The sequence below is a fragment of the Corynebacterium gottingense genome, from assembly GCF_003693265.1.
Lineage (GTDB): Bacteria > Actinomycetota > Actinomycetes > Mycobacteriales > Mycobacteriaceae > Corynebacterium > Corynebacterium gottingense.
Map to the genome: position 1 here is coordinate 1 of NZ_RDRE01000005.1, position 20,133 is coordinate 20,133.

15 protein-coding genes, 4 tRNA genes and 1 rRNA gene are annotated in these 20,133 nt (G+C 64.5%); 4 read left to right on the forward strand and 16 right to left on the reverse strand.

What is annotated here, in order from left to right; translation table 11 throughout:
- From EAW56_RS04340 to ramA, 3 genes are all read right to left on the reverse strand, one after another.
- Positions 1–125 (reverse strand): 16S ribosomal RNA (locus EAW56_RS04340); the annotation flags it as partial.
- Between the two features lie 653 nt (positions 126–778).
- Positions 779–2,035: a UDP-N-acetylglucosamine 1-carboxyvinyltransferase gene (gene murA, locus EAW56_RS04345; protein ID WP_122085293.1), complete on the reverse strand. Its 1,257-nt coding sequence runs from the start codon at positions 2,033–2,035 to the stop codon at positions 779–781.
- Positions 2,036–2,089: 54 nt separating this feature from the next.
- On the reverse strand, positions 2,090–2,929 hold the full coding sequence (gene ramA, locus EAW56_RS04350) for an acetate metabolism transcriptional regulator RamA (RefSeq protein WP_122085442.1): 840 nt from the start codon (positions 2,927–2,929) through the stop codon (positions 2,090–2,092).
- Between the two features lie 307 nt (positions 2,930–3,236).
- On the opposite strand from ramA, the gene cysK reads away from it, so the two are divergent.
- Positions 3,237–4,172, forward strand: a complete 936-nt coding sequence (gene cysK / locus EAW56_RS04355) for a cysteine synthase A (protein WP_095279019.1) — start codon at positions 3,237–3,239, stop codon at positions 4,170–4,172.
- A gap of 99 nt (positions 4,173–4,271) precedes the next feature.
- Positions 4,272–4,859 carry a serine O-acetyltransferase EpsC gene (gene epsC, locus EAW56_RS04360; RefSeq protein ID WP_095279006.1) on the forward strand — a complete coding sequence of 196 codons (588 nt, stop codon included), beginning with the start codon at positions 4,272–4,274 and terminating at the stop codon, positions 4,857–4,859.
- A 5-nt stretch (positions 4,860–4,864) separates the two neighbouring features.
- Here epsC and EAW56_RS04365 read toward each other — a convergent pair whose 3' ends face one another.
- From EAW56_RS04365 to EAW56_RS04405, 9 genes are all read right to left on the reverse strand, one after another.
- Positions 4,865–5,161 carry a GNAT family N-acetyltransferase gene (locus EAW56_RS04365; protein WP_095279007.1) on the reverse strand — a complete coding sequence of 99 codons (297 nt, stop codon included), beginning with the start codon at positions 5,159–5,161 and terminating at the stop codon, positions 4,865–4,867.
- A 101-nt stretch (positions 5,162–5,262) separates the two neighbouring features.
- Positions 5,263–5,335, reverse strand: a tRNA-Phe gene (locus EAW56_RS04370).
- 21 nt (positions 5,336–5,356) lie between these two features.
- A tRNA-Asp gene (locus tag EAW56_RS04375) sits at positions 5,357–5,430 on the reverse strand.
- A 394-nt stretch (positions 5,431–5,824) separates the two neighbouring features.
- The gene (gene hutI, locus EAW56_RS04380) at positions 5,825–7,015 is read right to left on the reverse strand and encodes an imidazolonepropionase (RefSeq protein ID WP_122085295.1); all 1,191 of its coding nucleotides are present in this window, start codon (positions 7,013–7,015) and stop codon (positions 5,825–5,827) included.
- Between the two features lie 10 nt (positions 7,016–7,025).
- Entirely contained in the window at positions 7,026–8,720 is a 1,695-nt protein-coding gene (gene hutU / locus EAW56_RS04385) for a urocanate hydratase (protein ID WP_122085297.1), read from the reverse strand.
- Between the two features lie 135 nt (positions 8,721–8,855).
- Entirely contained in the window at positions 8,856–10,217 is a 1,362-nt protein-coding gene (locus EAW56_RS04390; RefSeq protein WP_122085299.1) for an MFS transporter, read from the reverse strand.
- Positions 10,214–10,876 carry a flavin reductase family protein gene (locus tag EAW56_RS04395; protein WP_122085301.1) on the reverse strand — a complete coding sequence of 221 codons (663 nt, stop codon included), beginning with the start codon at positions 10,874–10,876 and terminating at the stop codon, positions 10,214–10,216. The genes EAW56_RS04390 and EAW56_RS04395 overlap by 4 nt, the downstream gene beginning before the upstream one ends.
- Positions 10,877–10,996: 120 nt before the next feature.
- On the reverse strand, positions 10,997–12,544 hold the full coding sequence (gene hutH, locus EAW56_RS04400) for a histidine ammonia-lyase (RefSeq protein ID WP_122085303.1): 1,548 nt from the start codon (positions 12,542–12,544) through the stop codon (positions 10,997–10,999).
- Positions 12,545–12,577: 33 nt separating this feature from the next.
- A complete protein-coding gene (locus EAW56_RS04405) occupies positions 12,578–13,312 on the reverse strand; it encodes an IclR family transcriptional regulator (protein ID WP_095547761.1) in 735 nt (244 codons plus the stop codon).
- A gap of 36 nt (positions 13,313–13,348) precedes the next feature.
- Between EAW56_RS04405 and hutG the strand changes: the two genes are divergently transcribed.
- Positions 13,349–14,299 carry a formimidoylglutamase gene (gene hutG, locus EAW56_RS04410; RefSeq protein ID WP_122085305.1) on the forward strand — a complete coding sequence of 317 codons (951 nt, stop codon included), beginning with the start codon at positions 13,349–13,351 and terminating at the stop codon, positions 14,297–14,299.
- Between the two features lie 11 nt (positions 14,300–14,310).
- On the opposite strand, the gene EAW56_RS04415 is transcribed toward hutG, so the two are convergent.
- Positions 14,311–15,759, reverse strand: a complete 1,449-nt coding sequence (locus EAW56_RS04415; protein ID WP_122085307.1) for a YjiH family protein — start codon at positions 15,757–15,759, stop codon at positions 14,311–14,313.
- 187 nt (positions 15,760–15,946) lie between these two features.
- Between EAW56_RS04415 and EAW56_RS04420 the strand changes: the two genes are divergently transcribed.
- Positions 15,947–17,542 (forward strand): alanine/glycine:cation symporter family protein, encoded by a 1,596-nt coding sequence (locus EAW56_RS04420; RefSeq protein ID WP_095547762.1) that lies wholly within the window; start codon positions 15,947–15,949, stop codon positions 17,540–17,542.
- A gap of 136 nt (positions 17,543–17,678) precedes the next feature.
- On the opposite strand, the gene EAW56_RS04425 is transcribed toward EAW56_RS04420, so the two are convergent.
- From EAW56_RS04425 to EAW56_RS04435, 3 genes are all read right to left on the reverse strand, one after another.
- Complete coding sequence (locus EAW56_RS04425) at positions 17,679–19,697, reverse strand: vWA domain-containing protein (protein ID WP_095547763.1); 2,019 nt, start codon at positions 19,695–19,697, stop codon at positions 17,679–17,681.
- Positions 19,698–19,856: 159 nt separating this feature from the next.
- Positions 19,857–19,933: transfer RNA gene (locus EAW56_RS04430), tRNA-Asp, on the reverse strand.
- A 34-nt stretch (positions 19,934–19,967) separates the two neighbouring features.
- A tRNA-Glu gene (locus EAW56_RS04435) sits at positions 19,968–20,043 on the reverse strand.
- Between the last annotated feature and the right edge of the window lie 90 nt (positions 20,044–20,133).

Here is a 20,133-nt window from a genome sequence, read left to right on the forward strand (position 1 = left end):
TCACCCACGTGTTACTCACCCGTTCGCCACTCGAGTACCCTGCAAGCAGGGCCTTTCCGTTCGACTTGCATGTGTTAAGCACGCCGCCAGCGTTCATCCTGAGCCAGGATCAAACTCTCCACAAAAAGTTTCAGCAAGAAACAAAGGCCGTGAAAAGCCCAAACCTAACCAAAAACAAACCAACCCACACCACAACCAAATGCAGTGCAGGACTGGCAAATCCTCAAATTACCTTCACGTGCCGACCCAACCCGACGGGGCAAAAACAGGCCGACACAACAAAAAAATAGTTACAAAACGCGAATCAAATCACGCACCATAACCAGCAAACACCACCTGCAACTAGAGGTTCACAAGCAGCGCCACCGGCACACACCAACCACACAAAACGTGCAGCCAGCACAACACAGGCACGCAACCAATCCACAAACAAAAGTACATTGGCACACTATCGAGTTCTCAAACAACACACGCACATTTACCCACCACCAGGCGAATCACCCAGTAGCTGTAAAAAGCGACTTTGTCGACACTACATAAACCACGATCCGAAAGTCAAATCCTTGACTTAAGCCGGACCGAAGTCCATATTTTCTTATGTCGGCCAGCGATCGTTTTCCTGACCGCCATCTCACCAGCTCAACCCCCTTGCGGAGTCTGTCTGGCGGGGCGTTGTCGGTCTCGCTGACTCACATAAAGTTACACACACCCAAACACCAACACAAATCCCCAGCGTATGGGGCCTAAATCGCGCGTTAAAGGTGTCACTTAATCGCGCTTACGCAAGCGAACGCTCGATCTTGCCACCGAGCTCGTTGATCTGCTCGACAAACTTGGGATATCCGCGGTCAATGTGGTGGACATCGTGCACGGTTGTCTGCCCATCGGCGACCAGGCCAGCGAGCACGAGTCCGGCGCCGGCGCGAATATCGCTGGACCACACGTCAGTGGATGAGAGGTTTTCCACTCCCCTGATCACCACGTGGTGGCCGTCGACATTGGCGTCGGCACCCAGGCGAAGCATCTCGTCGACAAAGCGGAAGCGGGCCTCGAACACATTCTCCGTGATCACGGTGACGCCCTCGGCGACCGCGCTGATTGCGATGGCCATGGGTTGCAGATCCGTCGGGAACCCGGGGAACGGCAACGTCTGGTAGTCCACCGCCTTGGGGCGCTGGTCCATGCGGACGCGGAAGCCGTTTTCGTAGGTTTCCACGTTGGCACCCGCGAGCTTGAGCTTGGACAGCGCAAGGTGCAGGTGGCGCGGGGCAATATCGGTCACAGTGATGTCGCCGCGGGTGATCGCGGCCGCGTATGCCCAAGTACCCGCCACGATGCGGTCGCCCACCACGGAGTGCTCGGTGGGTCGCAGCTCGTCCACACCGTCAATGGTGATGGTGGAGGTGCCAGCGCCGCTGATCTTCGCGCCCATGGAGTTCAGCATGTCGCAGAGGTCGACAACCTCGGGCTCGCGCGCGGCATTGTCCAGCACCGTTTGCCCCTCCGCGAGGACGGACGCGGTGAGGATGTTCTCGGTCGCGCCGACAGACGGGAAGTCCAGACTGATCTTCGCGCCCGTGAGCTTCTCGGCGCGCGCAACGACGGCGCCGTGCTCGATGTGCGTCGTAGCCCCCAGCTTCTCCAGGCCGGATTGGTGCATATCCAGCGGTCGCGAACCGATCGCGTCGCCGCCCGGCAGCGCCACGTATGCCTCATGGCAGCGCGCCACCAACGGCCCGAGCACGGCGACGGAGGCGCGGAACTGGCGTACCGCATCGAAGTCGGCGCGGGGAGAGACGGTGGCCGGGGTAGTAATGCGGACGGTCGAGCCGTCGATGTCGACGTCACAGCCGAGCCCGATGAGCACGTCGCGCATGAGCGGAACGTCGAGGATTTCGGGGCAGTTGTGCAGCGTTGTCGTGCCCTCCGCCAGGAGTGCCGCGGCCATCAGCTTCAGCACACTGTTTTTCGCGCCGTCGACCTTGACCACGCCTTCGAGTCGGTTACCGCCTGTTACAAGAAATCGCTCTTTCACGGGGCCTACTGTACTCAACTCGGGGTGCGGCGTGGCGTCGATAGGCAAAAAGCGTTACGGCAAGGCACCGATGCGGCGCGCGGCGTTGACCGCCTCGTAGCGGGTGTGCGCGCCGAGTTTGCGCATCACGCTGCGCAGGTAGGACTTGACGGTTTCGGCGCCGATGCCCATTTCTTCGGCCGCCTCGACGTTGGTGTGACCGAGCGCGACGCAGGACAGTACGTCCAGCTCGCGGGCCGAGAGCTTGGTCGACTGCTTGACGCGGACGGGCGAGACCATTTGGTCACACAGCTGCTCGAGCTCCTTGCGGAGCGCGTCGTCGTCGACCCGGTTGGCCAGCATGCGCAGCTTGGAGTGCGTGGAGCGGATCTGCTCCCACTCCGCGCCGTTTATCACGCGCCCCACCTTGGCCGTTCCCTTGCCACCGTCGGCATTGCGGAGCGCGGCGTTCACGGCCAGCTCCTGTTCGAGGGTGCGCGCCGTCATCGCGACCTCCTCGATCACCTTCTCCCCCAACCGCACCGGCGAGTGGACGCCAACATAGAGGACACCGCGAATATCGCGCAGCACGATGACCGGGACAGCGACAACGGAGTGCAGCCCCTCGTCCTGAATCTGCTTATCGTACTCGTGCGAAATGACCGCCGCACGCGTGTAGTCCGAGACGCCAACTGCGCGCCGCGTACTCACCACGCGACCGCCGACGCCGGAGCCGCTGTCCAGCACGAGGTCCTGCAGCGCGGGAGTGCGCAGCCCGATCCACTGGGTGATCTGCAGCCTGTTGTCCGGCAGCAGCGTGCCGTACATGGCAACGGGGATGCCGGTCGCCGTCTTCAGCGCCGTCAGGGCTGCCCGAATCGCGTCGTCATCGTCCTTGATCCGCTGTGCGTCCATGGTCATTGCTGTTGAGCCTTCCACCCATCTGAGTGTCCCCACGGGGCCACCCGCGAGTTGAACTTGACGTTGAATCCCAACCATCATAACGCGACTTTGGGGGTAGCCAAAGTTCACCCCTCCCGCTGTATTCACACGCGCGGGTGTGGTTTTTTGGGGGCGGCGGGCCTTCGCTTATCGACGCCCCCGCGCCCCCCACACCAAATAGACCATTCGGTCTACTGCTGTGAGACTACATAGTCTGTTTTATCCGTGTATAGTTGGCCGCACAACGGATTTGGATATGAACAGCAAGGAGCTGATCACCATGGCAAAGATCGCCAACAACGTCCTCGAGCTCATCGGCAACACCCCGCTGGTTGAACTGCACGGTGTGTCCAAGGATTCCAAGGCCCGCGTGCTGGCCAAGCTGGAGTTCTACAACCCGGCAAACTCGGTGAAGGACCGAATTGGTAAGGCCATCATTGAGGCCGCTGAGAAGTCAGGCGACCTGAAGCCGGGCGGCACCATCGTCGAGGCAACCTCCGGCAACACCGGTATCGCCCTCGCACTGGCTGGCGCGGCCAAGGGTTACAAAGTCATCCTGACCATGCCGGAGACCATGTCCATTGAACGCCGCGTGGTCCTGCGCGCGTTCGGCGCAGAGATCGTCCTCACCCCGGGCGCGGCCGGCATGAAGGGCGCCGTGGAGAAGGCCGACGAGATCGTGGCTAATGATGAAGGCGCGATCCTGGCTCGCCAGTTTGAGAACGAGGCCAACCCGGCCATCCACTACGCCACCACCGGCCCGGAGATCTGGAACGACACCGACGGCGAGGTCGACATCCTCGTCGCGGGTGTGGGCACCGGCGGCACCATCTCCGGCGCCGGCAAGTACCTCAAGGAGCAGAAGCCGGACGTGAAGAACGTGGCCGTCGAGCCCGCTGCGTCCCCGCTGCTGTCCACCGGCGAGGCCGGCCCGCACAAGATCCAGGGCCTGGGCGCCAACTTCATCCCGGGCACCTTTGACCGTAACCAGATCGATGAGATCATCACCGTCTCCAACGAGGACGCCGTGTCCACCTCCCGCGAGCTGGCTCGCGAGGACGCCGTCCTCGCCGGCATCTCCGCCGGCGCGAACGTGAAGGCCGCACTCGAGCTGGCCGAGCGCCCGGAGAACGAGGGCAAGACCATCGTGGTCATCATCCCGGACTTCGGCGAGCGCTACGTCTCCACCATCCTCTTCGAGGACATCCGCGACTAGCGGAGGCGTTGGCCGCGGACTGCGCGGCGTCGAAAAGCACCACCCCGTGGTGCTTTTTATTTGCGCGGTTGTCCGAAAAGAGTAGGTAGACTACCCGTCATGCTGAGCGTAATTTCCCGCATGAGAGAAGACCTGGCCAACGCCAGGGAGCACGACCCCGCAGCGCGCGGCGATCTGGAAAACGCGGTGGTGTATTCCGGGCTGCACGCGATCTGGGTCCACCGCATCTGCCACTGGATGTGGGAGCGGGAATGGAAGGGCGCGGCGCGCATCCTCGCGCAGGCCAACCGCTTTTTTACCGGGATTGAGATTCACCCGGGCGCGACCATTGGCCGCCGATTCTTCATCGATCACGGGATGGGCATTGTCATCGGCGAGACCGCCGAGATCGGCGACGGCGTCATGCTTTACCACGGCGTCACCCTCGGCGGGCAGGTGCTGACGCAGACCAAGCGGCACCCGACGATTGGAGACAACGTCACCATTGGCGCGGGCGCGAAGGTGCTCGGTCCTGTCACGATCGGGGCGAACTCGGCCGTCGGCGCGAACGCCGTGGTGACCAAAGACATCCCCGAGAACTCCATTGCCGTGGGCATCCCAGCGAAGGCGCGCGAGCGCAAGGATACGGAGCTGCGGCGCCTGGTGGACCCGGACAGCTACTTCGACAACGGTCAGTACGTTATCTAGGGCGCTTACTCCACCAGGTCCTTGTACTCCGGGTGCTGCACGATGTAGCGGGCGACCGCCGGGCAGGACGGGACAACGCTGAGGTTGTCCCCGCGGGCATCATCAAGCGCGAACTTGATCAGCGGCTTGGACAGGCCCTCGCCGCGAAACTTCGGGTCCACGACGGTGTGCGGCAACTCGCGCGCAGAGCCGCTGTCCTTGTAGGTGGCAAAACCGGCGAGCTCGCCGTCCACGTGGATCTCGTACTGACTCTTGTCCTCATTCTTGGACAGTTCCACGTTTGCTTGTGAAGTCTCGGGCATGATCGCTCCTTCTGAGAAGTCCGTCAGAGAGTGTTCGCTCAATCGGTGGCCCAGCCTACCGAAAGCACGAAGCCCCTCCACATTGTGGAGGGGCTGGGGTGTGGCTAGAGCCAGGATCGAACTGGCGACCCCACACTTTTCAGGCGTGTGCTCTACCGACTGAGCTATCTAGCCAGAACTGCTCAGGCAGTTCAGCGACCCTGACGGGACTTGAACCCGCGACCTCCGCCGTGACAGGGCGGCGCGCTAACCAACTGCGCCACAGGGCCATTATTGTGTTGTCTGTGCGATTCCCTCAGTGTGTTGCACTGTCGCTCGCACGAGTTGATACATTACACAGACCCCGTGCGAGCAAGCAAATCGCCTGCGCATACCCCATTTCCGGGCGGCGCGCTAGGACTCCTGCATTGCGAGGTACCGCCCGGTCTCGGACCCGGTGTGCGCATGCTTGTCGACGAGCTCCCGCACCGTTCCCGCAGCCACCACCTTGCCACCAGCAGAGCCGGCGCCTGGGCCGAGGTCGATGACGCATTCGGCACGGGAAACCAGGGCCAGGTTGTGATCGACGACGATGGCGTCGTGGGCGTCTGCCGCAGCTACTTGGTGGTTCGCACCGTGGAGTGTGGCCCTCGCAGATGCTTATCGACGCCCACGCAGCCGCCCCTACCCGTACACCTTCTTCCCGGCGACCCAGGTCTGCCAGGTGATCGGCATGCCGGGCCGGTACGCCAGGTTGATGGCGTTGTCGGCGTCCAGGATGTGCAGGTCCGCTGCCGCGCCCGGCGCGAGCGTGCCCTTCGCGGGGCGGCCCTGCGGGTCCTTGCCTCCGCCGACGTTGTGGCGCCGCAGCGCCTTCGCGCCGCCGGTGGTGGCTGCCTCGATGGCCTCGTCCAGGGTGAGGCGCTGCTGCAGGACCGCGGTGGTCACGCAGAAGTTCATCGAGGACGTGAAGGACGTGCCCGGGTTGAGGTTGGAGGCGATGGCGACGGTGGCGCCGGCGTCGAGAAGCGCTCGGCCCGGCGCGAGCTCCTCGCGCGTAGACAGGTCGCAAGCGGGCAGCAGCGTGGCGACAGTGTCGGAGCCAGCGAGGAGCTGAATGTCCTCGTCGGAAAGGTAGTTGACGTGGTCGACGCTCGCGGCGCCCTGCTCCACGGCAAGCTTCACACCGGGGCCCTCGCCGAGCTGGTTGCCGTGGACGCGCACGCCCAGGCCCGCGGCCTTACCGGCCTCGAGGACGCGGCGGGACTGCGCCTCATCGAACGCGCCGCGCTCGCAGAAGACGTCGATCCACTGCACGTGGTCCTTCACCGCGTCCAGCATCGGGCCGACGACCTGCTCGAGGTACTCGTCGGCCTCCTCCCCCGGCGGCACGAGGTGGGCGCCGAGGAAGGTGACTTCGTCGACGTGGCGCGAGGCCACGCGCGCGGCCTCCGCCTCGGACTCGACGTTGAGACCGTAGCCGGTTTTGGTCTCGAAGGTGGTGGTGCCCAGCGCGTGGGCGGCCGCAACGCGCTCGGCGACCAGCTGGTCCAGGCGCTCCTCGCCGGCGGAGCGGGTGGCCTCCATGGTCACTGCGATGCCGCCGGCGGCGTAGGACTCGCCGGCCATGCGGGCTTCGAACTCCTCGGCGCGGTTGCCGTCGAAAACCATGTGGGTGTGCGAGTCCACCCAGCCGGGCAGGACGGCGCGGTTGCCCACGTCCACGGTTTCGGCGTTGCTTGCCTCCGCTGGGGCTTCGGCGGCTGGGCCGACCCAGGCGACCACGCCATCGTCGATAAGCAATGCGGCGTCTTTGATGGTCCCGAGCTCGGAGACGGTGCGGAGCTCTGAAATTCCGGTGATAAGGGTGCTCATGGGTTCCTTTCTACTTGTCGCGTGCGTGGAACTCCATGGGGATGCGCACACCGCGCTCCTTGGCCACCTCGTCGGCGCGGGAGTAGCCGGCGTCCACGTGGCGGATCACGCCCATGCCCGGGTCGTTAGTAAGCACGGCCTTGAGCTTCGCCTCGGCGAGCTCAGTGCCGTCGGCGACGGTGACCTGGCCGGTGTGGATCGAGCGGCCCATGCCCACGCCGCCGCCGTGGTGGATGGACACCCAGGTCGCGCCGCCGGAGACCGCGGTCATGGCGTTGAGCAGCGGCCAGTCAGCGACGGCGTCGGTGCCGTCGAGCATGGACTCGGTCTCACGGTACGGGGAAGCCACGGAGCCGGAGTCCAGGTGGTCGCGGCCGATGACAATCGGCGCCTTGACCTTGCCCTCCTTGACCAGGTTGTTAAAGATCACGCCGGCTTTGGCGCGCTCGCCGTAGCCCAGCCAGCAGATGCGCGCCGGCAGGCCCTCGAACTCGACGTATTCCTCGGCGGCGTCCAGCCAGCGGTGCAGGTGCTCGTTGTCCGGGAAAGCCTCCTTGATGGCCTGGTCGGTGACCTTGATGTCCTCCGGGTCGCCGGAGAGCGCAACCCAGCGGAACGGGCCGAGGCCCTCGCAGAACAGCGGGCGGATGTACGCCGGGACGAAGCCCGGGAACTCGAAGGCGCGGGTGTAGCCGGCCTTGCGCGCCTCGTCACGGATGGAGTTGCCGTAGTCAAAGACCTCGGCGCCCTCGTCCTGAAACTCCACCATGGCCTGGACCTGCGTGGCCATGGCCTCGCGAGCCTTCTTGGTAAAGGTGGTCGGGTCTTCGTCCGCCTCAGCATCCCAGTTCTCAAACGGGATCTCAGTGGGCAGGTAGGACAGCGGGTCGTGCGCGGAGGTCTGGTCCGTGACGATGTCCACGGTCAGCTCGCCCGCGCGGTGGCGGCGCAGCATCTCCGGGAAGATCTCGGCGGCGTTGCCCACCAGGCCGACGGACAGGGCGCGCTTCCCCTCCTTCGCCTCAGTGACCAGCTTGATGGCTTCCTCGAGGTCAGTCGTGACCTCGTCGAGGTAGCGCTTGCCCTGGCGGCGCTTTAGGCGGGCCTCGTCGACGTCCACGATGAGGCAGGCGCCGCCGTTAAGGGTGACGGACAGCGGCTGCGCCCCACCCATGCCGCCGCAGCCGCCGGTCAGCGTGAGGGTGCCAGCGAGGGTGCCGTCGAAACGCTTCTTCGCCACTGCCGCGAACGTCTCGTAGGTGCCCTGCAGGATGCCCTGGGTCGCGATGTAGATCCAGGAACCGGCCGTCATCTGGCCGTACATCATCAGGCCCTCGTCCTCGAGTTTGCGGAAGTGCTCCCAGTTCGCCCAGTCTCCAACCAGGTTGGAATTGGCAATGAGCACGCGCGGGGCCCACTCGTTGGTCTTCCACACGCCGACCGGCTTGCCGGACTGCACCAGCAGGGTCTCGTCGGACTCGAGGTCCTTCAGGGTTTCCACAATCGCGTCGAACGCCTCCCAGCTGCGCGCGGCGCGGCCGGTGCCGCCATAGACGACGAGGTCGTCCGGGCGCTCCGCAACCTCTGGGTCGAGGTTGTTCTGCAACATGCGCAGCGGGGCTTCAGTCTGCCAAGACTTCGCGGTGATGTCAGTGCCTCGCGGTGCACGGACCTCGCGCGCGCCTTCAGACCAGTTCTTCGCCATGGAAATGTCCTTTCGTGTTGTCCAACCGACTTACGCTAATGAGAGTAACGGCCATCACAAGCAGGCGAAAGGGTGATATACGGTCGGGTGTCTCGCATACGAGACACCCGAGGTAGGGGGCGAGTTTCCGCGACCCTAAAGTTCGACGCCCTTTGTTTCCCGCATAAAGAAACCGGTAGCAACCAGCACCACCGCCATCAACACGAGGTAGTACTGAAACACCTGGGGGCTTCCTTGCTCACCGAGCCATGCGTTGAGATACGGTGCGGTGCCGCCGAAGATCGCAGTAGCAAGCGAGAGGGTTGTTGCCACCCCCTTCGCCCTGAATCGGGTTGGAAGCGACTCGGTCCAGATCGCGCCGTTCACCCCGAACAGCAAGGACAACGCGAGCAGGGCCATCGTTTGCCCCAGGAACTGGGTGATAAACGTACCGTCGAGGAACCTGTACACCGGGACGGTAATCACCAGGAACAACACGCCAGAGATAAGCACCATCGGGCGTCGCCCAACCTTGTCGCCAAGGATGCCCATAATCGGGATAGCCAACAGGAAGAGGAACTCCGCGAGCAAACTCGCACCGAGCGCACTGTTCGCAGATTGTCCATGCACCACTTGCACATGCGTTGGCATGTAGATCGACCACGTATAGAAGAACAGAGATCCCCCCGCGGAGACGAAGAAAATCGTCGCCAGGCCGCGCCAGTGACTGAAGATCGAATCGCCAACCGTGGACTCCTCGTTCTCAGAACCCGATTCTTGGCCCGCTTCGAACGCTTCCGTTTCTTGCAGCCCGCGCCGGAGCCACAACGCGTAAAGCCCCAGAATGCCGCCGATAATGAATGGGATTCGCCAGCCCCACGCGGAGACCTGGTCATCCGTCAAGATGGCGTTGATGATCAACCCCGTCAGCGTCGCCACCATGGTGCCCAGCACCACACTAAACCATGAACTGGATCCGAAGAACGCACGCCGCTCGCGTGGAGCCCGCTCCACTAGATATGTCACTGCGGTCCCCATCTCGCCACCGTGAGCGAGGCCCTGCACCAGTCGGGCGGTGACCAGAATGATCGATGCCAGAATCCCGACCGAATCGAACGTCGGCGAAAAGCCAATGACCAGCGAGCCCCCCGCCGTGATCATCATCGCCACCACAAGGGATTGCTTACGCCCAACCTTGTCGGCGTATGCACCGAAGATGTACCCGCCGACCGGGCGCGCCACAAAGCCGACGGCAAAGACAGCGAGCGTGCTCAGCAACGCCGACGTGGGGTTGTCGTGATTAAAGAACTGCAGCGCAAAATATGGGGCGAAGATGGTGTAGATATTCCAGTCGTACCACTCGAGCACGTTGCCAAAATTTGCCACCACCATGTCGCGGACACGCTTACTCAGCGACCCGTCTGCCGCGTCTTCCCGCTCCGAGCGCGGGCCGTACGACGTCGCGCTACCAGGCCGGATAAGCGGTTCCCCCGGACGTCCCGTGGAGGGCTGCGTCATGCAGACCCCTCCAATCCCGCTTGGGCATCAGAATCGGAGCCGGGGACCCGCATCTCGAACTTTTCGGTGACCACCGTGTAGTCGAAGTACCCCATGCGCGCGATCGGCTTCATCCTCAGCACGTCAAGTTTTCCGTCATCCCCGAGGAAATCCTCGTTGATGTGAATCGTCATGACGTCTGCAACGACGATGTCGATCGTGCCAACCGGAGAGTTGCCGGGAACGCGCAGGGTGGTCTTGTACTTGCACTCAAATTTGATCGGACTTTCAGCCACCATCGGAATGTGGTGGTTGTCTGCGTACACCTTGGTCACGCCTTGCCCCTCAAGGTGGTCCCATTCGCTTTCGTCAGGACCGAGCGCCATCGCGGAGAGGTTCACAGCCTCACGGAGGTCGTAGGTGGCCATGTTCCACACGAACCACCCCGTCTCCTCAGCGTTGAGCACCGTGTCTTTGCGTCGCCCATCCGGGTACTGGTTCGCGGAAAACATCACCATCGGCGGGTCAAACGTGAGGTTTTGCCACTGGCTGTATGGGGCAATGTTTTCGCGCCCGTCGGTGCCCACGCTGGAAAGCCACCCGATCGGACGCGGGATGGTGCTGGACTTAAACGGAGAGTACGGCAGCGGGTTCTTCTCGCTCTGCGGGTGCCACTTCATCGTTTCCCTCTTTCACTCTAGATGTGATGCAACTTACACCAAACAGTGTAGTGAGGGGTACGTTACTCACGACGGGACTTGCACCACGTCTTGTCTCGCATACGAGACACCCGCGGCCGCCTAACGCAGCTCGCCGACCACGGCTTCCACGGCCGCCACGTAGTCACCGCCCTTCACCAGCTGCACGGAATGCTCCATCTCCGGGGCGAGGAAGCGATCGGTCGCGGGGGCGTCGACAAGCGCACGAAGCGCCCCAATTGCTGCCGCGGTACCGACTGCCGGCTCGCCCTCGCGCATGTCCAGGGCGCGCGCGGCGGTGAGGATCTCCACGGCCAGCACACGCTGCAGCCCGTCGACACTGCGGCGCAGCTTGCGCCCCGCGGCCCAACCCATGGACACGTGGTCCTCCTGCATCGCGGACGACGGGATCGAGTCGGCGGAAGCGGGCGTGGCGTTGCGCTTGAGCTCGCTGACAATGCCCGCCTGCGTGTATTGCGCGATCATGTGGCCGGAGTCCACGCCAGGGTCATCGGCGAGGAAGGCGTTGAGCCCGCGGTTGCGGGCCGGGTCAAGGAAGCGGTCGGAGCGGCGCTCGCTAATCGACGCCAAGTCGGCGACCACAATGGCCAAGAAGTCCAACGCGTAGGCCACCGGCGCGCCGTGGAAGTTGCCGTTAGAGGACACTCGGCCGTCCTTGGTCACCACCGGGTTGTCGATGGCGGAGGCGAGCTCCCGGTTCGCCACGTTGGTGACGTGCGCGAGCGTGTCGCGCAAGCCGCCGGCAACCTGCGGCGTGCAGCGCACGGAGTACGCGTCCTGCACGCGGGTGGCCTTGAACTCCTCGCGCGCCGCCGCCAAGATCGGCGAGTCTGCAGCCACGGTGCGGATGTTGTAGGCGGCGTCGGCCTGCCCCGGGTGCGGGCGCAGCTGCTGGAGGTCGTCGTCGAACACGGTGAGCGTGCCGGTGAGCCCCTCCACGGTCATGGCGGTCGCGATGTCGGACACCTTGGCAGCTTCGCGCAGGTCCGCGATGGCCAGGCACAGCATGCCGAGCATGCCGTCGGTGCCGTTGATGAGTGCCAGGCCCTCCTTCTCGCGCAGGACGAGCGGCTCAATCCCCGCCTGCGACAGCGCGTCGGCCGCTGGCACGACCTCGCCGCCCCGCACGCGGACCTCGCCCTCCCCCAGCAGGGCGAGCGCGCAGTGGGCCAGCGGCGCGAGGTCGCCGGAGCAGCCGAGCGAGCCGTACTCGCGCACGACCGGGGTGATGCCCGCGTTCAGCGCCGCCGCGTACGTCTCTGCAACGACGGGGCGAACACCGGTGCGGCCCGTGCACAGGGTGGACAGGCGCAGCAGCATGAGCGCGCGGATGACCTCTTCCTCGACCTCGGGGCCAGAGCCGGCTGCGTGGGAGCGCACGAGCGAGACCTGCAGCTGGGCGCGCAACTCCTCGGGGATGTGGCGGGTGGCAAGGGCGCCGAAGCCGGTGGAAACGCCGTAGACGGGAGTGGGGTCTGCGGCGAGTTCCTCGATACGGGTGCGAGTGGTGGCGATTTCTTCGAGCGCGGCCGGGTCGATGGCCACCTCAGCGCCGTGGCGAGCGACGGCGACGACGTCCTCGATGGTCAGCGCGCCGATTCCTAGTGAAACTGTCTGCATATCTGTCATGGGCGCGATAATAGACCATAAATGTGTCACATCTCATAACTGCCCGAAGAAATGTGCGCGCAGGTGCGCGGCTGCGTCGCCCAGCGCGGACGTCAGCTTCCGCTCGTCGGCGCTGCCCACCGGATACGTCACCGCCAGCGCGGCCGCCGGGCGCGAGAGGTGGTCGAGCACCGCCACGGCGACCGACTCCTGCCCGCGGGAGACATCTTGGGATTCTGTGGCCCACCCTTGGCGTCGATAAGCGTGCAGCTCCTCCTTGCACTCGCGGAAGCTGCGGCGCGACCCGGAAGCATTGAACACCGCGCGCAGCTCCGGCTCCGGCAGATGCGCAAGCATGATGCGCCCCGAGGCGGTGGAGAGCGTGGGCAGGCGCACGCCGACCTCCGTGACCAGCGAGGCGGCGCCCGGCGCGCGCACCTCGTGGAGGTAGACGGTCTCGGCGCCGGCGAGCCTGGTGAGGTGTGCCGACCCGCCGGCCAGCTCCGCAATCCGGGCGAGCGGCGCGGTGGCCAGGCGCACCAGCGGCTGCTGCGTGGTGTACGCCTGCGCCATGCGGTACGAGGCCAGCCCCAGCCCGTAGGTGCCCGCCTGGCTCAAATGGACGACAAAGCCGGAATCCTCCAGCTCGCGGAGCAGGTGGTACGTACTCGAGCGCGGGAGACCCAGCTCGCGCTGGATGCGAGTGGCGGAAAGCGGCACGTCCGAGGCAGACAGCAGGGCGAGGATGCGCAGGACATTGTGCGCGGCCGGGACTTGTGGTGAATTCATCCCGCCTAGTATGCAACGGCGCTAGGCTCGGGTGGCATGAATACCGTTACCGCCCCTTTGTTCTCCCCCGCATCCGAATGGTCCGGCCGCAACGACGGCCCGGGCCCCGAGCACGCGCGCTGGCACAGCACCATCGACACCACCTCCGGCCCCACCGCAGGCGCCGTCCACCTCATCGGCTTCGCGTCCGACGAAGGCGTCGAGCGCAACGGCGGCCGCCAGGGCGCCGCGAAAGGCCCCGCCGCGTTGCGCGCCGCGCTCGGCTCGCTCGCCGTGCACGAGCCGCGAAAGCTTATCGACGCCGGCACCGTCACCACCCAAGACGACGACCTCGAGACCGCACAGCGCGAGGTGTCCGACCGCGTCCGCGACCTGGTCGCCGCGCAGGGCCCGGCCGGCGTGACGGTCGTGCTCGGCGGCGGACACGAGACGTCCTTTGCCACCCACCGCGGGGCGTACGAGGCGCTCGGGCCGATGCAGGTGATCAATTTCGACGCGCACTTCGACCTGCGCACCGCGGACCGGCCGACCTCCGGCACGCCATTCAGACAGATCGCAGAGCTGGTGGGGGACGGCTTCGACTACTCCGTCTTCGGCATCTCGCGACCCAACAACACCAAGGTGCTCTTCGATACCGCCGAGCAGCTCGGCGTGACCACGGTGCTGGACACGGAACTGGCGGCAATGACGGTGCGCGAGGCCGCCGAGCGCGCCCTCGCCGCCGTGGAGGGGGACCTGCCGATCCACCTGTCTATTGACCTGGACGTGTTGCCGGCCGCCGTGGCGCCCGGGGTGTCCGCGCCCGCCGGGTTCGGGGTGGACTACGCCGCGTTGCGCGCGATGGTCGCCGCGGTGGCCTCCACCGGCCGGGTCGCGCTCCTGGACGTCGTGGAGCTCAACCCGGAGTTCGACGTGGATAACCGCACCGCAAAGGCTGCGGCGCGGTTGATAGATGACGCGGTGGTGGGGGCCACGGGGCGTCGATAAGCAAAAGGCCCCTAGAACAGCAGGTGGGCCACCGGCACCGTGATCAGCACGGTGAGCACGACGCGGATGAACCAGATGGCGATCATCTTCCCGATGTTGAGCGGGATGTCCGTGGCCAGCACTGCGGGCACCATTGCGGAGAAGAAGAAGATCTGGCTCACGCACACCACGGCGATGGTGAACTTGAGCACCATGTCGTCCGTGCCCGCAGTGAGCGTGGCCGGCAGGAACATCTCCGCAAGGCCCGTGGCGAGCGCGCCCGAGGTGGCCCACGGGTCCGGCAAGCGCAGTAGCCACACGATGGGGAAGAACACGACGCCCAGCGCCTTGAACACCGGCGTGTAGGTGGCCAGGACCAGGCCGATCACGCCCACGGACATGATGCCCGGGGTGACCTGCACAGCCATGATGAGGCCGTCACGGAAGTTGACCCACAAGACCTTGTGCAGCGGCTCGGCGCGGTTGAGCTCCTTCTTCGCCTCGCGCCACGCGGCCTTGAACCGGTTGCCGGTAATCGGCTTCTCCGGGTGCGGGGTGGCGCCCGGCGCGTACTCCTCGGGGATGCGGGTGATGGGAGGAATGCGCACCACGATCGCGGTGACGATGAACGTGATGATGAAGGTGATGAAGAAGTACGCGTTCCAGTGCTCCATCATGTCCAGCGTCTTGGCCACGATGACCATGAAGGTCGCGGACACAGTGGAGAAGCCAGACGCGACGATCGCGGCCTCGCGGCCGTTGTAGCTGCCGTTCTTGTACATGCGGTCCGTGATGAGCAGGCCCAGCGAGTAGGAGCCGAGGAACGACGCCACGGCGTCCACCGCGGACTTGCCGGGCGTGTGAAACACCGGGCGCATGATCGGCTGGACGAGCACGCCGATAAATTCCATCAGGCCGAAGCCGACGAGCAGGCCGAGGAAGATCGCGCCGACCGGGATGAGCAGGCCCACCGCGATGACCAGCTTATCCAGGATGAATGGGCCGATGTCCGGGTTGAACAGCCAGGAGGGGCCGAACCCGAAGGTGAGCATCGCGCACAGCACGATCGCCAGCACGGACAAGAGGGCGAAGACCGTGCGGGCGAGGTCCTCCTTCCACCTCCCGGATACGAACTGGTAGACAGTGCCCACGATGATGGCCAGCAGCGCCAGGTAGTGGGTGCCATCGCCGAGGGTGCTCGTGATCCAGGTGACGATGTGATCTAGCAGAATTGTCGACTTTGAGCCACCCACGGAAAACGGGATGAAGAACGCGAACAGGCCGATCGCGCTGTAGACAAAGAAGCGCCAGACCGCCTTGGGCTTCGGGTCCGCGTCTGGGGTGCCGGTTGCGCCTTGCTCGCTTGGTCCGTCGTCGCTCAGCCCCTGGATGAGCACGCTCGAGCCGGCGGGCAGGTCCTTGACCGGCCAGGCGGGGCTAAACCGGCGCCGCGAGTGCGGCTGCGGTGGGGTTGTCTCCATTGAAGTCCTTTCACGTTCATCGAGATCGCACGGCGGGCCCACCTCCGCGTGGTTTTCTACACCACAGATGACGCGCCTGAGTGATTGGCAATAATTTTTTCACGAAAGTGACCCACGGCACAACTCGATGGTTTAGATTCATGGGTACCGCACATTTACCCCAGGTCAACCCTGTAAGGAGGGCTCCATGGAAGGCTTTATTGACACCGTCAATAGCGTCATATGGTCCAACTGGCTCGTCTATCTCTGCCTCGGCGCGGGTGCCTATTTCACGCTCGCGACACTGTTTTTGCAGATCCGCTGCTTCCCCGACATGATCCGGCAGCTCAAATCCGGCGAGAGCTCGGACCAAGGCATTTCCTCGTTCCAGTCACTCATGATCTCCCTGGCCGGCCGCGTCGGCGTGGGCAACATCGCCGGCGTCGCCACCGCCATCGCATTCGGCGGCCCGGGCGCTGTGTTCTGGATGTGGCTGGTGGCGCTTTTGGGCTCAGCGACCTCGTTCATCGAGTGCTGCCTGGCACAGATTTACAAGGAAACGGACCGGGACACCGGCGAGTACCGCGGCGGCCCCGCCTACTACATTGAGAAGACCTACAAGCACACCGCCGCAAAGCCGTTCATGCTGGTCTACGCCATCATCTTCGCGGTCTGCATGCTCTTGGCAACCTCCTACTTCCTGCCCGGCATCCAGGCCAACGGTGTCGCGGCCGCCGTGGACAACGCCTGGGGCGTCAACGTGTGGATCTCCGCGACCATCATGGCGATCATGCTCGCGTTCATCATCATCGGCGGCGTCAAGCGCATCGCAACGTTCGCGTCGATGGTTGTGCCGTTCATGGCCGGCATTTACATCATCATTGCGATCGTGGTGCTGTTCGCCAACGCGTCACAGATCCCCGAGGTCTTCGGCACCATCGTCCGCGCGGCCTTTGACAAGGAAGCGGCGTTCTCCGGCATGCTCGGCGCAGCCATCATGTGGGGCGTGAAGCGTGGCATCTACTCCAACGAGGCCGGCCAGGGCACCGGCCCGCAATCCGCGGCAGCCGCCGAGGTCTCGCACCCCGCCAAGCAGGGCTTCGTCCAGGCCTTCGCCGTCTACGTGGACACGCTGTTCGTCTGCTCGGCCACCGCATTCATCATCATTTCCACCGACATGTACAAGGTCTTCGAGGGACAGTCCGAGGATGGGGCCGTGCTTTACGACGGCTCCCTGCCCGACGGCGTCGCTGTCGGCCCCGGCTTCGTCCAGGAAGGCCTGAACTCCATCGCGTCCGGGCTGGGGCCAGCGTTCATCGCCCTTGCCATCATGTTCTTCGCCTTCACCACGGTGCTGGCCTACTACTACATGGCGGAGACAAACTTCACGTACCTGAACCGCTGGGTGAAGAACGAGGCGGCCCGCAAGGCCATCATCTGGTTGCTGCGCGCCCTCATCATCATCGCCGTCTTCGTCGGGGCCACCACCACCCCGGGCACCGCCTGGGCGCTTGGCGACATCGGCGTCGGCGCCACCGCGTGGCTGAACATCGTAGCGATCATCTTTCTCCAGGTCCCCGCCCTGAAGTGCCTGTGGGACTACCGCCGCCAGAAGAAGGCCGGGCTGGACCCGCAGTTCGACCCCGAGGCCCTGGGCATCCAGAACGCCGACTTCTGGGTGGAGCGCAAGCAGCGCATGATCGAAGCCGGCACCTGGCCGGGTGCCACGGCCGGCGACCCCGCAACTGCCGAAACCGACGACCCGCTCAACGGCACCGGAACCGGCTCCACCATAGTCCGCTAAAACTGTGTGGCGGGACTTCTTCCGCGCGCCCGCCCGGGCGCTATTCGGCCCCGCACCGTTCCCGAGTTCATTCGGGCAACGGTGCGGGGCCCTTTACCTTCCGGGGATGATGCCCGCGCAACCGGCCTTTACCCTCCTACAGCCGGTCGCCGCGCTGCTTGCGCACGATGACAAACACCACGGCCGCGACGATCAGCAGCAGTACCAGCAGGCCACCGAGCAGCGTCGGCACCAGCCCGAAGCCGCCATCCTGCTCGTCGCTCGCAGCGTTGACCTCTTCGTCACCGTCGCTCTCTTCCTGCGAAGCGGACGTCTCGGCGGTGTTGTCCGCCGCATCAAACTTGATCGGCTCGTCCGCAGGCTCCGGGCCGTTCTCATGCGTCGGCGTCCAATCCGGGCCGCCGTTGGCAGGCTCGCCATCCAGGAGCACCTCGAACTCGAAGGGCTGATCGACGCCGGCGATCCCGTAGCCCTCGGACACCCAGCCCATACCGAACCAGACGTAGTAGTCGCCCTGATAGGGAGTATTGCTGTCGTACCACACGTATTGGTTCAAGGTTTCCGGGTCGGACTCCTCCGCGTCATCGAAGAAGATGAGCTTGCCGCCCGCAACTTCATTACGCAACGGGTCGAAAATTCCAAAGCCGATGTCGTCAGCGTTGCGTGCCACAGACGGCGGCGTTTTCGCTCTAAGGACGGGCCGCTGCCCGTAGGTCACCGGGATCTTGTAGAACTTGAACTCGCCCGGGATGATTGTGTCGGAGTACGAGCCCTCGGAGATCTCCACCGCATCGTTGAACCCGGTGCCGCCGGAAATGGGCTGCGGGTTGTCAATCGGCATCTCCCCCAGGTAGTCGCCGGCGCTGGTGATGCGGCGATCCTTCCACTCAGTCGCTTGCTCGTCCGAGGGGATCGGCTCGTAGAACACGTTGACCTCGAGCGCGATGTCGTCGCTCACCTCGTCGCCGTCGTTGGAAATCTGCATCTTCACCAGAATGTCGCTCATGTCGCATTCCATGTCGTCCTCGTCGTTGCGTTCAACAGAAGCGTTCGCAGCGTCGATGCCAAAGCCCGGCCCACCGGAGTCGAACTCGGTGTGCGTGGTGGGGATCCAGCCGCACTCCGGGTCGCCCTGGTTGGTCACCTCGGCGGGGTCGATCTTCAGGTGGGAGTGCTCATAGTTTCCTTCGGTCTGCCGCATCGGCGTGAACACCATTCGCGCGTGATGGCGCGGCGGCACAGAGATGCGGAAGTAACGGTCGGTCAGGGAGACGCGGTCAGGCGTCACCGTGGTCTGGTACTGCCCCTCCCCCAGCCATTTCGCGTCTTCAGGCGTGTCCGAGAACTCGAAGTGCGTGCCAGCCGTCTGGTACTTGGTTACCGAGCGCTGGGAGAGGAACTTCAACGACTCCGCCAGGCTCGTCGAGTCCGCTGCCTCGAGGAACTGCCCGCCGCCGGCCTCGGCAATGCACTCGAGTTCCGCGCGGGCGTCCTCATCGGCCTTGAATCCAACGGTGTGAATGGTCAAGTCCACGCCCTGCCCCGCGAGCTCCTTCGCCACGTCGCACACCTCCGGCGGCGCGCATGTATCAATGCCGTCGGAGACCAGGATGATCGAGCGCTCACCATCGTTGCCCAGTTCCTCCGCGGCCTTGCGCAACGCATTGCCCATCGGGGTGTAGCCCTTCGGCGTCAGCCCGTCGATAGCGGACTTGAATTTCGCCTTGTCTAGCGTGTCCACTGGCACGAGGCGCTGGATGTCCTTGCAGCCCTGCTCCCTGTTGTCGGGCGCATTCGATTCCTGCGCGCCGTACGTGAGTAGGCCCATCTTCGCGGTGTCCGGCAGGGAATCGACCAGCTCGTTCGTGGCCTTCTTCGCTGCGTCGATACGCGGCCCATCCGCGTCCTCCTCGAGCATGGAGAAGGACGCGTCGAGGATGAGCGCCGCTTTCGCGTCGGCAGAGCCAGTGCTTGCCGACGCCCCCTTGTCCTCCTTCACCCGCGTCGTCGAGCTCGACAGCGTCTTCGTTTCGGTGCTGACCGCCGTGCTCGATTCGGTGGCGAACGCTGGCGCCATCCACATTGCGGCGCACGCGATGGCCAGTAGCACCGCCACCACTGCCCGCGTGCGCCCAAACCGTATTGTGTGAGACATTCCCAAACTCCCATCCAGGTTATGACAAGTATCACAGACAACAGTAAAGGACTAGTCGTAGTGGTGCAACAGGTGTCAGGGACTTCTTTGGGCGACTAAACCAGGACCCCCTGAAACGCAAAAAAGCCAGCTCCCGTGCTTGGGAACTGGCTTGATATTTGGCGACCCTGACGGGACTTGAACCCGCGACCTCCGCCGTGACAGGGCGGCGCGCTAACCAACTGCGCCACAGGGCCATCGCACTGCAACCCCCACCGTAACGGGGATCACTGGTACCCCCAACGGGATTCGAACCCGTGTTGCCGCCGTGAAAGGGCGGAGTCCTAGGCCTCTAGACGATGGGGGCTAGCGACTTGATCCAATCTAGTTCATCGCCTGTGACAATGGCAAAACGGCTGCGCACGCCATGTTTCTTACGGGCCGGTCGGTCGGTTAA